The sequence below is a fragment of the Lysinibacillus sp. DFXJR4 genome (assembly GCF_057196045.1).
In genome coordinates this window covers 97,498-111,820 of the sequence record NZ_JBXUNW010000008.1, presented here as the reverse complement: position 1 = coordinate 111,820, position 14,323 = coordinate 97,498, and the positions used below count along the sequence as shown (strand labels likewise).

11 protein-coding genes are annotated in these 14,323 nt (G+C 38.3%); 1 reads left to right on the top strand and 10 read right to left on the bottom strand.

The genetic code is table 11. The features are described 5' to 3' along the window. Positions 1 to 154: 154 nt before the first annotated feature. The 7 genes from ccpC to AC2CGN_RS16435 all read right to left on the bottom strand — a co-directional run bounded on the left by ccpC (position 155) and on the right by AC2CGN_RS16435 (position 6,514). Positions 155 to 1,042, bottom strand: coding sequence for a transcriptional regulator CcpC (ccpC, locus tag AC2CGN_RS16465; RefSeq protein WP_283872744.1), 888 nt, complete (start codon positions 1,040 to 1,042; stop codon positions 155 to 157). A 69-nt stretch (positions 1,043 to 1,111) separates the two neighbouring features. After that, complete coding sequence (gene cbpB, locus AC2CGN_RS16460) at positions 1,112 to 1,552, bottom strand: cyclic-di-AMP-binding protein CbpB (protein ID WP_054770762.1); 441 nt, start codon at positions 1,550 to 1,552, stop codon at positions 1,112 to 1,114. A gap of 199 nt (positions 1,553 to 1,751) precedes the next feature. Continuing rightward, entirely contained in the window at positions 1,752 to 1,991 is a 240-nt protein-coding gene (locus AC2CGN_RS16455; protein ID WP_283870965.1) for a short-chain dehydrogenase, read from the bottom strand. 67 nt (positions 1,992 to 2,058) lie between these two features. After that, complete coding sequence (gene fadH, locus AC2CGN_RS16450; RefSeq protein ID WP_484514970.1) at positions 2,059 to 2,826, bottom strand: 2,4-dienoyl-CoA reductase; 768 nt, start codon at positions 2,824 to 2,826, stop codon at positions 2,059 to 2,061. A gap of 187 nt (positions 2,827 to 3,013) precedes the next feature. Continuing rightward, complete coding sequence (locus tag AC2CGN_RS16445) at positions 3,014 to 4,198, bottom strand: iron-containing alcohol dehydrogenase (protein ID WP_484514968.1); 1,185 nt, start codon at positions 4,196 to 4,198, stop codon at positions 3,014 to 3,016. 17 nt (positions 4,199 to 4,215) lie between these two features. Then, complete coding sequence (locus AC2CGN_RS16440; protein WP_484514966.1) at positions 4,216 to 4,977, bottom strand: 3-hydroxybutyrate dehydrogenase; 762 nt, start codon at positions 4,975 to 4,977, stop codon at positions 4,216 to 4,218. A gap of 22 nt (positions 4,978 to 4,999) precedes the next feature. Continuing rightward, the gene (locus AC2CGN_RS16435; protein WP_429980463.1) at positions 5,000 to 6,514 is read right to left on the bottom strand and encodes a CoA-acylating methylmalonate-semialdehyde dehydrogenase; all 1,515 of its coding nucleotides are present in this window, start codon (positions 6,512 to 6,514) and stop codon (positions 5,000 to 5,002) included. 290 nt (positions 6,515 to 6,804) lie between these two features. On the opposite strand from AC2CGN_RS16435, the gene AC2CGN_RS16430 reads away from it, so the two are divergent. Further along, positions 6,805 to 7,431 carry a TetR/AcrR family transcriptional regulator gene (locus AC2CGN_RS16430; RefSeq protein ID WP_484514963.1) on the top strand — a complete coding sequence of 209 codons (627 nt, stop codon included), beginning with the start codon at positions 6,805 to 6,807 and terminating at the stop codon, positions 7,429 to 7,431. Positions 7,432 to 8,468: 1,037 nt separating this feature from the next. Here AC2CGN_RS16430 and AC2CGN_RS16425 read toward each other — a convergent pair. From AC2CGN_RS16425 to AC2CGN_RS16415, 3 genes are read right to left on the bottom strand one after another with little or no spacing between them, the layout of a single operon-like run. Next, positions 8,469 to 10,475: an EAL domain-containing protein gene (locus AC2CGN_RS16425; protein WP_429980460.1), complete on the bottom strand. Its 2,007-nt coding sequence runs from the start codon at positions 10,473 to 10,475 to the stop codon at positions 8,469 to 8,471. A gap of 29 nt (positions 10,476 to 10,504) precedes the next feature. Continuing rightward, positions 10,505 to 12,658 carry an RNA degradosome polyphosphate kinase gene (locus AC2CGN_RS16420; RefSeq protein WP_429983937.1) on the bottom strand — a complete coding sequence of 718 codons (2,154 nt, stop codon included), beginning with the start codon at positions 12,656 to 12,658 and terminating at the stop codon, positions 10,505 to 10,507. Further along, positions 12,648 to 14,201 carry a Ppx/GppA phosphatase family protein gene (locus AC2CGN_RS16415; protein ID WP_286923889.1) on the bottom strand — a complete coding sequence of 518 codons (1,554 nt, stop codon included), beginning with the start codon at positions 14,199 to 14,201 and terminating at the stop codon, positions 12,648 to 12,650. The genes AC2CGN_RS16420 and AC2CGN_RS16415 overlap by 11 nt, the downstream gene beginning before the upstream one ends. Positions 14,202 to 14,323: the final 122 nt, after the last annotated feature.

Genomic DNA, 14,323 nt, shown 5'->3' with positions numbered 1-14,323 from the left:
GTCTATAAATATTAATGGTTACATAATTATACGTTTAAAATTGAATTTTGTTCCATTTCTTATGACATCTTCATGAATATTCATAAACTCTTAAGAATTAAAAAGGCAATCCAGAAAGTAATTTCGCTATTACTTTAGATTGCCTTTATCTTTTCTATTTCAAGTAATCAAACAAGCATCGTGCATGATCTTGTACCACTTCGACGAAAGCCTCTACTTGCCGCAATTCAAATGAGGACTCATACCCTATTAACCATGTATCGCGCGTTAAACCAAATTCTTTTTCATTATTTGTAAGAGCTATTTTATTAATACCATCATGATCATTTAAAGTGATGGAGGGTAAAATTGCATAACCAATGCCGTCTAATGCCATTTGTTTACAGATTTCAATTTGATCAACCAAAATTTGTCGTCTAGGATTTGAAGCAAAATGCTGCTGCCACCATTGTTGAATTTCCTGATAATAATTAGAATCACTTTTAAATTGAATAAAAGGTCGCTCTGTAGAAAGTACATCTTCAATTGTTTTTAATTCCTTATCAACTAAATAAAGGGTATCCCGAAAAAGATGAATTTTTTCTCCCTTCCAATCAACCTGTCCACGAACAATCCCCACATGAGCCTCTCCTTCATACAGTGCTTTCACAATTTCAGAGCTCCAGCCTGTCATAAGCGAGATCTTCGCCTCAGGATATTTCGCTACAAAATCCTTCAATATTTTAGGTAGCCAGTTTTGCCCAACAATCGAAGCACAGGCGATTTTCAATGTCCCATTTACTTTTGTTGTCAATGATTGGATTGTTTCAAAAATCTCTTCTTTTTTACTTAGCATTTCTGTGGCATAGCCAATCACTAGCTCTCCAGCAGGTGTTGCCGTCAATCCTTTTTGCGAACGAATAAATAGCTGTGCTCCCCAATCCTTTTCAATCGTTTGCAAACGTTGAGAAAGCGCTGGTTGGGATAAAAAAAGACGTTCTGCTGCCTTTCGCATATTGCGTTCCTCAGCTAATACTTTTAAGATTTCAGCTTCTGTTGCCATCAATCAGTAAACCTCCAATACAAGCAAAGAGGGTCTCATGATTTTCATCTGAGTCCCCCTCTTACCCTACTACTCTTTTAGATAAATATATTTTTTCAATTGCTTTAAAATCACACGTCTCGTTAAAATCCCTGCAAATGTACCTTCTTCGTCCACAACACATAAAAAGGCATGATTAATCACTAAATCGAGAGCCCGCTGAAAAGTATCTGTTAACTTTAATACGGCAATATCTTTCTCCATAATTGTATCCACTTTAATATCAGGAAGCTTTTCATATTCAATATGTTCGAGTCCAAGAATGGATTCTGTAATCATTTTCATGCTTAGTAGCCCTTGAAGTCGGTATTTCAAATCTAAAACAGGTATCGACGAATACCCTGTACGTGTAAGTACAAGGAGTGCATGCTCTGCACTATTCCCACTTTGTACATGTGCAACCTTTTCAGATGAAATAATAAAATCACTAATTGGCATTGCTAATAAGTCTTTGCTGTTAGTTGAAATCATGAACTTCTTCTCCTTTACTGTTCTTACTATGAAGAACAGGGTGCTTCCTTTTTATCATATCATAACTTTTCCTTTTATGACCACGACAAGGTAGAGAAGAGTTTTTAAAGAACCACGAATGATTTTAATGTTTTGAACTAAACTAAGTCGTAAAATGGGGACCTTCATTCAGACATGCATCTGAATGAAGATACCAATTTTAATAGCCTGCCTGACTCCAGTAATAAAAAATCATACCACCTAAAAAAAGTAAAAAAATGAGATAAACCCATACAATAGGATTTAGCATTGTTGCATACTCTTCAACCGTTTCTGAAATTGGTGTATCATTTTCAGACTTTCGTTCAGAGGTCATTTTCGCAATCCTTAGTGTTGACACAAAAGAAATAACGGAAATGATTGTAATGGCAATAAGAGCCGGTATTAACCACATACCCATTGGCAAAACTCCTTTCTTTACCCTTAGTATGCGTCAATCCGACTCTTCATTATGCAAATTATTTTGTTTAGAATGGATACTGATTAAGCCATTGTCCACCATCAAGCGTCACACATTCACCATTCATATAGCTAGCTTTAGCAGACAGCATGAATGTTGCCAAGTCAGCAATCTCTTCAGGGGTTCCTGTACGACCTAATGGTACAGAATCTAATGTACGAGCAGCTGCAGCCTCTGACTCCCAAAGCCTTTCTGCACCACCTGTACGCTCAATTGGACCTGGTGCAATTGCATTCACTCGAATCCCGTATTGTTTTCCCCATTCAACAGCTAGTGTTCTCGTTAACGATAAAACGCCCGCTTTAGCAGCCGCTGAATGAACAACGCCAGCGCCAGCATTCCATGCATAAGTTGCCACCATATTCAAAATGGATCCTTTTATATTATTCTGAATCCAATACTTACCAACAACAGAAGAACAAAAGAATGTACCATTTAACACAATATCAACAACAGCCTTCCAGCCATTCGGTGATAAGTCTTCCGCGCGTACGATAAAATTGCCAGCAGCATTATTCACAAGCCCATCAACCTGTCCAAATTTTTCAACAGCAAATGCTAGCATCGCCTCTGCATGCTCTGGAACTCGAACATCCATTTGGAAAGTCTCAATTGAAGTTCCAGCCTCTAAAATAAAGGCCTTTGCCTCTGCTAAACGTTCTTCATTGCGGCCTGTGATAACAACATTCGCTCCCTCGGCAACAAAGTTCTTAGCCATATATAGCCCCATTCCACTAGATCCACCCGTAATAATAATTGTTTTCCCCTGCAACATACCATTTCCCCCTTCACAAAAATGAATGATGATTCATATAAATATTACTATATTTTCTCGGATATGTCATATTAATTCTGCAAATAGTCAGGGGAAATTGTTCTTTTACATAAAAAGAACCATTCAAGACTCTTGAATAGTTCGTCATTCAGCATTTAATTTAAAACTCTCTCAATCACTTGATTAACTAAAACTCATAATGATAGGCTATGTTATAAAGTTCTCTTAGCTCATCTTCTGTAGGTATTTTAGGATTATTGCCTGGACTTCCACTAGCAATTGCATCAACGGTCATTTTTGGGATAGCCGCATAAAAGGCATCTTCCTCAATTCCCCATTGTTTTAAATTACCGATGCCCATTTTTTTACACATCTCTTTAATAGAAATTATCGCTAGATCTGCAAGCTCTTCCTTCGATAATAATCTACCATCCTTATTGAAAAATTCGCCGAGGTCTGCAAGCTGATGAATGCAGGCATCCTTAGAAAACTCCAAAACTACTGGTAAAAGCATAGCATTGGATATTCCATGAGGTACATGGAATAAAGCTCCAATTGGTCGAGACATTCCATGCACTAAAGCAACAGACGCATTAGAGAACGATAGGCCTGCCTGCAAGGAGCCTAGCGACATGGCCTCCCGAGCATCAAGATCATCACCATGTTCATATACCCTAAACAGATTATTGACGATTAATTCCATCGCTGATAATGCTAGCACATTCGAATAGGGATGTGCTAAGCGAGATAAATAACTCTCAATCGCATGGCTCAAAGCATCAATACCAGTCGCTGCAGTAATAGCAGGGGGAGAGGTAACCGTTAATACGGGATCAACAATTGCAATGGTAGGCATAAAGGCGGGTTGCTTGATCATCATTTTTACATCATTTTGCGTATTTGTAATAACTGTTGCATCCGTTGCCTCAGAGCCAGTGCCTGCTGTAGTCGGGATTGCAATATGAGGGATAGGTGCTTGGTCTGCGATTTTTTGCATTTTTATATAATCGCCTATATAGCCACCATTAGTCGCCACAACAGCAATCGCTTTCCCAGTGTCAATACAACTTCCACCCCCAACCGAAATGATGACATCACAGTCTTCAGCTTGCAAAACATCTTGTCCTTCAGCAACATACGTATCTACTGGCTCTGTTGTTACACCCAAATATGACACAGCTTCCAATCCTTGCGCCTTTAAATATGTGCGACATTGGTTGACAAAACCTAAGCTATCCATAATAGGGTCACTTATAATACGTGCTTTATTCCCTAATTTTTTTGCATACACCCTAACTTCCTCAAAGGCATCTCGTCCATATACAATAGTTGCTGGCGAATGGACAGTAAAGATTGTTTTTGTTTGAATCATAGTTCTCCCTCCCTATGCTATTGTGCTGTATATCCACCATCTAAGATTAGTGCTTGCCCAGTGACACCCTTTGCCATATCACTCGCTAAATAAAGGGCAAGACCTGTAATTTCAGTTACATCGAGTAGACGTTTTTGAGGAACGAGGGGATAAAGCACTTGCTCCAATACTTCGGTTACTTCTATCCCTCTCGTTTTAGCTAAATCCGAAAATTGTTGACGTACTAAATCTGTATCCACATATCCTGGACAAATTGCATTCACTGTTATCCCATTGGTAGCAACCTCTAGCGCTGCTACTTTCGTAAGACCGATCACACCATGCTTTGCTGCATTGTATCCTGCTTTACCTGCAAAGCCAATAACTCCATTAATAGAGGCCATATTAATAATACGTCCATAATTATTCTTCTTCATATGTGGTAATGCGTACTTCATAGCTACAAACGGTGCAACTAGCATTACTTTTTGCATGGATTCGAAAATTTCTGTAGTGAAATCCTCTATTAAAGAAACATGTTGAAACCCAGCATTATTCACTAAAATATCTATAGTCTTAAATTTTTTAACAGTAAAATCAATCGCATCGCATATGGCCTGCTCATCTGTCACATCGCATGTATAGGCTGTCAATTGAGGATTTTGTTGGATTGCCTTTTGTAGAAGTTCTGTATTCTTATCAGTAATGACTACATGTGCACTTTGTTCTGCAAATGCCTGCGCGATTGCTAGACCAATGCCACGAGCTGCACCTGTAATAAAGACAGTTTTTTCTTTCACTATAGCCCCTCCAATTCCTGCTCTAATCATTATTGCTTGGGAACGCAAATGTAGAAGTAGTATGGCCAGTCATCCAACGCTCTGAAATTGTTTTTGTTTTTGTAAAGAAACGTGCCTGATCTGGTCCAAACATATGCCCTTCACCAAAACGAGAGCCTTTAAATCCAGCAAAATTATGATATCCAACAGGGATTGGGATAGGTACATTTACACCGACCATTCCAACATCTATTTCTGTTGTAAACTTTCGAGCTGCAAGCCCATCATTCGTAAAAATTGTTACACCATTCCCAAGCTCATGTCGATTAATAAGTTGGATAGCTTCCTCTAAAGAATCCACACGTACAACATTACGAGCTGGACCAAATATTTCCTGCTCATAAATTTCCATCCCTGGTTTTACATTATCAAGTAATGTTGGCCCAACAAAAAATCCTTCTGATTCTTTTACAATATCGAGGTCTCGCCCATCACAAACTACCGTGGCACCTTCCGCTTCTCCTCGATTAATCGCAGCAATTATTGCCTCCTTTGATTGCTGTGAAATAACTGGACCGAAATCTGTTTCTGGATTTGTATAGGATCCAACCTTTAAGTTAGCAATTTTCTTTTTTAGAATTTCAACAAGTCGATCTGCCGTATCCTTTCCAACAGGCATTATTGTTGAGATAGCCATACAGCGTTGAGAGGCTGCCCCATATGCAGCGCCAATAAAAGCATTCGCAACCTGCTCAAGATCAGCATCTGGCATAACCACCATATTATTCTTACCACCGCCTAGTGCTGTCACTCTTTTCCCGTATTTAGCACCTGTTTCATAGATGTATTTAGCAACTGGTGTTGATCCAACAAAAGAAATTGCCTGTACGGCTGGATTTTCTAATAGTTCATTCACTACATCTTTATCCCCATTTACCACAGTCCATATCCCATCAGGTAATCCAGCCTTTTTCCACAGCTCACTGACATATAAAGCAGTCATCGGAACACGTTCGGATGCCTTTAACACAACAGCATTCCCAACAGCAATAGCCATACTTGTTTGTGCTAAAGGCACCATAATTGGAAAGTTAAAGGGTGAAATTGCCGCCACTACACCTAAAGGATACTTTGCCGAATAAGCATTAATTTGGCCGCCCACATTTACGGAATACTCCCCCTTCATTAGCTGTGGTGCACCGATTGCTAAGTCAACGGACTCTAAACCTCGTGTAATTTCCCCTTTGGCATCTTCCAAAGTTTTTCCGCTTTCTGTACAAATAATTTGCAACAGCTCCTCAATATTTTCTGTAATAAGATTACGGAATCTTAGGACAATTTCAGCACGTTTAGACACCGATGTATCTCGCCATTGCGGAAATGCTGCCTGTGCCTTTGCAATAGCCTCACGCGTTTCCTCAGCAGTCGCTAATGGCACCTTTGCAATAATATTTCCAGTAGTTGGGTTGAATACTGAACCAAAACGCCCACTTTTCCCATCAACTAGCTCCCCACCAATAAAATGCGTTAATGTTTTAACCTCTTGTACCGTTGTCATATTGTTATCCCCCTTTAAAATTTCGGCTCTTATTTCTAATTATTCCAAAAATTCAAAAACTAAAGATGTTAGATTGACTTTTCAATAAATCAATTTTCTACAATATTTTGTTGTTCATAAACTGTGCACTAGCCAATTGAAGCAATTTATCGTAACATGAATAACAAGATATATTGGATGACCAAAGTCATTGACTACGGTCAATTAAATCATAATCAAATAAATCCCACTTCGTCAATTATAAATTTAATTTTTCTATTTTTTTAGACGGAACATATTTTACGGAGGAAATGCAAGAAACTATGGAATCACTAACTAATAGACAAAAAAAGGCACTGGAAACAAGAGAGAAATTATTAAAAACTTCTTTAGAGCTCTTTAATAAACATGGATTTGAGCACGTCTCCATTGATCAAATAACAAAGGCATGTCATGTATCAAAAGGAACATTTTACACGCATTTCCCATCTAAATACGATGTGATTTTAGAAAAATTTAAAGAACTGGATAGTTTTTATAGTACTGTAGAGAAGACCATTAACCATTCCTTACCAGCTAGTGAAAAAATATTAATACTGTATGAAGAGCAAATGAACTATTTAACAAATGTGGTAGGAAAAGATTTACTACGGACAGTATATACTGCTGCGATGACAAATCATGTAGAACAAGAACATTATTTAATCAGTCCACAGCGAAAAATTTTTCAAATTATTAATTCATACATTGAAGAAGGAATTCAGCAAGGAGAGTTTCGACCAGATTTACAAATAACACAAATGCAGGCAATCATTCAACGCTGCATGCGGGCAAATGTCTTCGATTGGTTAATCCATAATGAAAACTTTGATTTAGCTACCCAAATGGCACAATTCACAGCAATCGTCTTGGATGGAATGAAATTAAAAAACAATTAGTCATCACATATCTGTCATAGAAAGCTTAGGCGTCTCTGGACTTCAGTTTCGCTTGAGCTTCATTTTTACTAAATTGATGGTTTACTCCATTTTTTCAGTTCTGTTTCGGTATCTTTTCGCTCGGCTTGCTCGCTTTTCTGCTCACCTCAGTACCTTTTCGCTCGGCTTGCTGGCTTTTCTGCTCTGCCTCGATAACTTTTCGCTCGGCTTACTCGCTTTTCTGCTCCGCCTCGATACCTTTTCGCTCGGCTTACTCGCTTTTCTGCTCCGCCTCAGTACTTTTTCGCTCGGCTTGCTCGATTTTCTGCTCCGCCTCAGTACTTTTTCGCTCGGCTTGCTCGATTTTCTGCTCCGCCTCGGTACCTTTTCGCTCGGCTTGCTCGCTTTTCTGCTCTGCCTCAGTACTTTTTCGCTCGGCTTGCTCGCTTTTCTGCTCTGCCTCGATACCTTTTCGCTCGGCTTGCTCGCTTTCCTGCTCGCCTCGATACCTTTTCGCTCGGTATGCTTGCTTTTCTGCTCTGCCTCGATACCTTTACGCTCGGCTTGCTCGCTTTTCTGCTCCGCCTTGATACCTTTTCGCTCTGCTTGCTCGCTTCTCTGCTCCTCCTCGGTACCTTTTCGCTCGGCTTGCTCGCTTTTCTGCTCCGCCTCGATACTTTTTCGCTCGGCTTACTCGCTCTACTCCGCCTCAGTACCTTTTCGCTCGGCTTACTCGCTTTTCTGCTCCGCCTCAGTACCTTTTCGCTCGGCTTGCTCGCTTTCCTGCTCCGCCTTGATACCTTTTCGCTCGGCTTACTCGCTTTTCTGCTCCGCCTCAGTACTTTTTCGCTCGGCTTGTCCTCTTTCCTGCTCTGCTCTGCTCCGTCCCACTCTTTTTCACCCAAGCCACACATTTTTCGCTCGGCTTCCGCTTCTTAGACTTGAACCATACCTTTTTCCTAGCTTCATCCCCTTTAATCAGTTCGCCCACTTTCCTGCTTTCCTTAACCTAAAAAAGTAGCACTTCACAATTCGTGAAGTGCTACTTAATGACATGATTAACTAACAAAATATTGTTCAACTATGGTTTCTACAGGTAAAGGCTTGTTATATAAATAGCCTTGCCCCTTTTGACATCGATGGCGCTTGAGGAAATCGACTTGAGATGGTTCCTCGATTCCTTCTGCGATGACCTCTAAGCCCAAATTATGAGACATTGAAATAATAGCCTTGATAATGGCCTCGTTCTTATCATCCTTGGCAATGTCAGCAATAAATGATTGATCAATCTTTATAATATCAATCGGATAGCGCTTTAAATAACTTAAAGAGGAATAGCCAGTACCAAAATCATCCACCGATACATAGACACCTAATTGCTTTAATTCCGTTAATATGGAAAATGTTTCGTGGACATTAGTCATAGAGCTTTCCGTAATTTCTACTTCGAGTAATTTAGGTGGAACATTATACTTTTTCAGGGCTGCCTCAATTTTTCGGGCGAAATTTTCCTTTCTAAATTGCTTTGGTGAAATATTCACGGCTATTCGTACAGGACGATAGCCTTTCATTTGCCACTCTTTTTGATAGCGACATACCTCATCAATTATCCAATCGCCAATTTCAATGATTAAGCCTGATGCCTCTGCAATAGGTATAAATTGCGCAGGTGATACAAAGCCAAATTTACGATTATTCCACCGTAACAATGCCTCAAAACTATTGATACTATTATTCGTTAAATCCATTTGCGGCTGTAAATGAATACTTAGCTCATTAAATTCAATAGCACGTCTTAAGTGTGCCTCCATTAATGCCTCGTTAGGAAAAACAGTGATCATATCTTCACGATAGTAGCGATAGTGTGAACGTCCATGTTCCTTTACAGAAAATAACGCTTTATCCGCTTTACGCACAAGAGTCTCTAAGTCCTTGCCATCCGCAGGGCTAAGAGAAATACCAATTGATACACTAATAAAATATTCCTGCCCATCAATCATAAACGGCTGTTTGAGAGCATCTAATATAGCATTTGCTGTTTTTTCTATTTTATTGATGGTTGCATCTTTTAGAACAAATATGAATTCATCACTGTTATAACGATAAAGAGAGCACTTTGAGTAGCACAGTTCACGAAGTCTATGACTAAACATGCGCATCAGCTCATCTCCCTTACTTTCACCAAGGGATTCATTAAATTTTTTAAAGCGGTCAATATCCACTAAAATAAGTGCTGCTTGTTTACTTTCATGCTTTTTATCATTTAAATGATGCAGCCAATGCTCTTTAAATGCTTTACGGTTCCAAATACCTGTCAGTTCATCCATTAATGCTAAATAATAAAAGGATTCTTGATCATTCATAAAGCTATTGGCATCTTTTACAAATAAATGGACACCAATAATTTCACCATTAAAGTAGGTTGGATGAGTCTTTAAGTAAAAAGGTTCATGGCTAAGCAACTGGTCTTTAAATAAACATTTAGGCATACCAAAAGCAGAACCCTCAATCGTTTTTGCAAATAATAATTTGAATTCATCGCTATACTTACTCTCTAATAATGAAAAAATATTTCGTCCTATCAGGTTGTGATGCCCACTTGATAATAGAGTAGTGGCGGCAAAGTTTTGATGTATAATACGACCTTGAACATCAGTTGTTAACACAGGACTTACATATTGTTCCACAAATTGTAAATAAGGGGCCACATCATTATGTGTCTCTCGTAAAATAACTGCAACAACTGATTTTTCTAGATGCTGTACATTGGCTATAAATGTTTTTACTTTGTTCCCTGTACAAATCTCTAGCTTATGATCCATATTTAGTTCTCGCTGTAATATTTTTGATACCTGTAGCCAGCATTGCTCTGGAAAAAAATTTTCGGCATTGGTGGCATCCACATCCTGTAGCTCAATTAATGATGGTAGTTTATCGTTAAAATTAACGATTTCAAATGCTTTTGTATCAACTTTTCTTAAACATACAACTGCATCAAATGGATTAAGCTGTATGACTTGGTGATAGTCTGCAAATGGCGCTACACTCTCTTTATATTTTTCCATTATATCCCTCACTAAGTAGCGTGTTTGCTTTATTCTTCGTCTAGCGTAGGTTTTAGTGCATCCTTTAAGAACATTTCTTGACTATTAATAGGATCTTCACTTCGATCAAACTCTTTGTAATGATATTTGCCATTAGAATCTTGAATACGTGCTTTGGCAGTATCCTCAAGTTGTGAATTCATGATGTTAATAATACGAGCTTTTGCTTCACTTGCATATACAGGGAATAAAATTTCTACACGTTTAATCATATTGCGTGTCATCATATCCGCTGAAGATAAATAGACTTTGTTTTCCCCATTATGATGGAACCAATAAATACGGGAATGTTCAAGGAAACGGCCAACAATGCTCGTTACAGTGATATTGTCACTAATGCCAGGAATTCCAGGTCGAATACAACAAATGCCACGAATAATTAGCTCCACTTTGACACCTGCAATGGACGCCTCATATAGCTTCATCATTAAATCTTTATCTGTGAGTGAATTCATTTTTGCACGAATAAAACCATTCCCATACTTCTTATGACAGGCTATTTCCTCATCCATTAATCGTATAAATTCATCTCGAATATCAAACGGTGCCACAACTAAATGATTAAAAGTAGGCTTCTCTGTATAGCCGCTTAAATAATTAAAGAAGTTAGTAGCATCAATACCAAATTCCTTATCTGTCGTTATTATGCCCATATCTGTATAAATTTTTGCAGTAGCATCGTTATAATTTCCTGTACCTAAATGGACAAAGCGTTCAATTTTTCCGTTACGGCGACTCACAACAAGCGTTATCTTAGAATGTGTTTTTAAATTATTCATACCATAAATAACGAGACAGCCAGCCTGCTCCAGTTGCTTTGCCCAATGCACATTATTTTCCTCATCAAAGCGAGCCTTTAATTCAACTAAAACCGTTACCTGCTTGCCGTTTTCAGCTGCGAGCTTTAATGCCTGTATGATTGGAGAATTTCCACTTACTCGATACAATGTTTGTTTAATAGCCAATACATTCGGATTTATTGCCGCTTCTGAGATAAAATCGACAATAGGAGCAAAGGACTCATATGGATGGTGGAAAAAGATATCCTGCTGCAATGCCTTTTCAAAAATATTTTCATCAGATTGTAAATCTAAAGGAGGCTGCGGGATAAAGCTCTCATATTCCAGATGCTCTCTACCAACTGATATGCCCTTTACAAAGGAAAACATAAATGTTAAATCTAATGGTCCATCAATATGAAAGACATCCGATTCCTCAATTTCAAATTCATCTAGTAGATAATTGAGAACTTCTTCGTTCATTTCACCCTCACGTACTTCAAGACGACTTCCAACGCCCCATTTACGCTTTTTCAACTCTTTCTCAATTTCAACCAATAAATCCCTTGCCCCTTCTTCATGAATGGTTAAATCAGCATTACGTGTTAAACGGAAAGCCTGTGCTGATTTAACACTATAGCCATAAAAGAGCTTCTCAATATGGGCTACGATCACGTCTTCTAAAAGAACAACTACGGATTCCCCTTCTGCTGAAGGAACTTTAATATAACGATCTAATACAGATGGTACCTGTACAATCGCAACTTTTTCACGACTTTCTAGATCTGTCTCATCTTGCTCCAATAATACAAGTAAATTTAATGTTTTACCAAGCAATGTTGGGAAAGGACGATAGGCATCTACTGCAACAGGTGTCAGGACAGGGAAGATTGTTTCTGCAAACATTTCATTAATAAATGCTTTTTGTGTACTATTTAAATCTTTGATGTCTGCTATATGTACATTGTGTTGGGGTAATAAATCATAGATTAAATGTCTGTATACCTCTGTTTGGCGACGCACTAATGCTTGAGTACGCTCTGCAATTTTAGCAAGTTGCTCTTTCGGTGTTAAACCAGACTTATTTTCAGCCTTATGGAATCCTGCACGTACCTGATCCTGCAAACCTGCTACACGAACCATAAAAAACTCGTCTAAATTTGAGCTAAAAATGGCTAAAAATTTTAGACGTTCTAGCAGAGGGTTATTAATATCCTCTGCCTCCTCTAAAACTCGTTCATTGAAGGCAAGCCAGCTTAATTCACGATTATTATAATATTGAGGCTTGGCAATTTCCTCTAATAATCGACTTTGTGTTTCTGAAACTTCCTCTTCTAGCTGATTATTCGTCAATTCAGTTGTCATCATTAATCAACCCTTCTTCAATAAAGTTTATTTTTATTGGTATCTTTAATGCACGTTCAAGATGTTTTTTATGTCGATTTGCTTGGTATTTTTCGGCAGCAGCATGATTTTTTACGTATATACCAAGCTGTACATAATCCTCTTCATTGTGCATTTCAATAGCATGTACAATTCTTCTTTTAGAGACATTCAAGGCATAAATAAATTTTAAAAGTGCTCCAAAGTCTCGTATTTTCCGATATTCCTCACGTCCCAGCCAGTCCTCAAATGGAGCTGCAAATCGCTGATAATAATCTCGATTTTTATAAGAAGCAAGAAGTGCTAATTTTACGCGTTCCTTGTGATTTAATCCGTCTATAGATTGGTTTGCTAGTAAATAAAAAGTATGTTGACTTGCAGAGCTTAGCTCAATATATTCGCCAATATTGAATACTTTCGCCGCTTTCGTCAATAATTGCAAATCTTTTGGATTATATTGCAAATATTTCAAATGACAGCACTCACGATATAATTGATCAGCTAAATGCATTAAATAGTCGACCTCGTCTTCTGTTCGACCATACTGACGAGCTAATCTTCTAGCGTTTCCCTCAAATACATTGTATTTATCATAAGCACTTGGGTCCGTCTGTAAAATTCGTTGAATAGTAAGCCCCTCACGTAAGCCCTTTTTCGTTAGTTGGAACACTTCACTTCCAGCTACCTCCATTAAAACACGAAAAACTTCCAAAGCTGGGACTATAATATCTGCTCGATCCGCTGAAAGCCCATCTAATTGCTTCAAATCATGGAAGCTCAATTCTCCTAAAAATACACTAAGGTCATCTAAATTTTCCTTTGACATTTCATAGCCATGGATACTTGCAATTGGATAGTCGCATTTTTGTTGATGAATTTGAGCAATATTACGTGCACTTCCACCAATGGCGATAATCGGTAATCCAACGTTTTGAATCCATGGAAGTGCTTTAAATTGCTCTTTGATAAATGCAATGAGCTCCTTTTTTTCACCGCTATTAATAATGTCACCTTTAACAAAGCGCTGCTTTAAAGACACTGTACCGAATGGGAAACTGTAAGATTTCTGAAGTTCTTTGTTTTCAAATAGTGTAATTTCAGTACTCCCACCTCCAATGTCAATAGTTACAGCAGATTTAGTACCCATTGAATGGGCTACAGCAACAAAGCCAAAATAAGCCTCTTCTTCCTCAGATAAAAGGTCTATTTGTATGCCTGTTATTGCCTTCATTCGGTCAATAATTTCAGCTCTGTTCGTAGCTTGTCGTATAGCAGCTGTTGCAGCAGCTTTAACATCTGTTACTGCAAAATCATCAAGCATTGCTTTAAACGTTAATAACGTATCGGTCAATACTTGTATGCCTTCTTCAGACATTTCTCCAGAGGGTTGTAAATATGTACGTAAACGTGCAACTGTTTTAATATTCCCAAGTTCACGAAGTCCCTCTTCTTTATCATATAGATACAGTACTAATCGAATGGTGTTAGAACCAATATCGATAATTGCCGTTTTTAATTCATTCAAATAATCACTTCCTTAAATGCCTACATGCATATGCACAGTCTTATTTTGTCTTTGGCACATTTATCTATACAAAAAAGTCGGACTCCTTTACTAGGCATCCGACTTTCTTTCAGTTATTAATG

Excerpts from the sequence above, each read along its gene's own strand:
- ccpC (WP_283872744.1), bottom strand. The coding sequence starts at position 1,042 with ATGGCAACAGAAGCTGAAATCTTAAAAGTATTAGCTGAGGAACGCAAT.
- cbpB (WP_054770762.1), bottom strand. The coding sequence starts at position 1,552 with ATGATTTCAACTAACAGCAAAGACTTATTAGCAATGCCAATTAGTGAT.
- AC2CGN_RS16455 (WP_283870965.1), bottom strand. The coding sequence starts at position 1,991 with ATGGGTATGTGGTTAATACCGGCTCTTATTGCCATTACAATCATTTCC.
- fadH (WP_484514970.1), bottom strand. The coding sequence starts at position 2,826 with ATGTTGCAGGGGAAAACAATTATTATTACGGGTGGATCTAGTGGAATG.
- AC2CGN_RS16445 (WP_484514968.1), bottom strand. The coding sequence starts at position 4,198 with ATGATTCAAACAAAAACAATCTTTACTGTCCATTCGCCAGCAACTATT.
- AC2CGN_RS16435 (WP_429980463.1), bottom strand. The coding sequence starts at position 6,514 with ATGACAACGGTACAAGAGGTTAAAACATTAACGCATTTTATTGGTGGG.
- AC2CGN_RS16430 (WP_484514963.1), top strand. The coding sequence starts at position 6,805 with ATGCAAGAAACTATGGAATCACTAACTAATAGACAAAAAAAGGCACTG.
- AC2CGN_RS16425 (WP_429980460.1), bottom strand. The coding sequence starts at position 10,475 with ATGGAAAAATATAAAGAGAGTGTAGCGCCATTTGCAGACTATCACCAA.
- AC2CGN_RS16420 (WP_429983937.1), bottom strand. The coding sequence starts at position 12,658 with ATGACAACTGAATTGACGAATAATCAGCTAGAAGAGGAAGTTTCAGAA.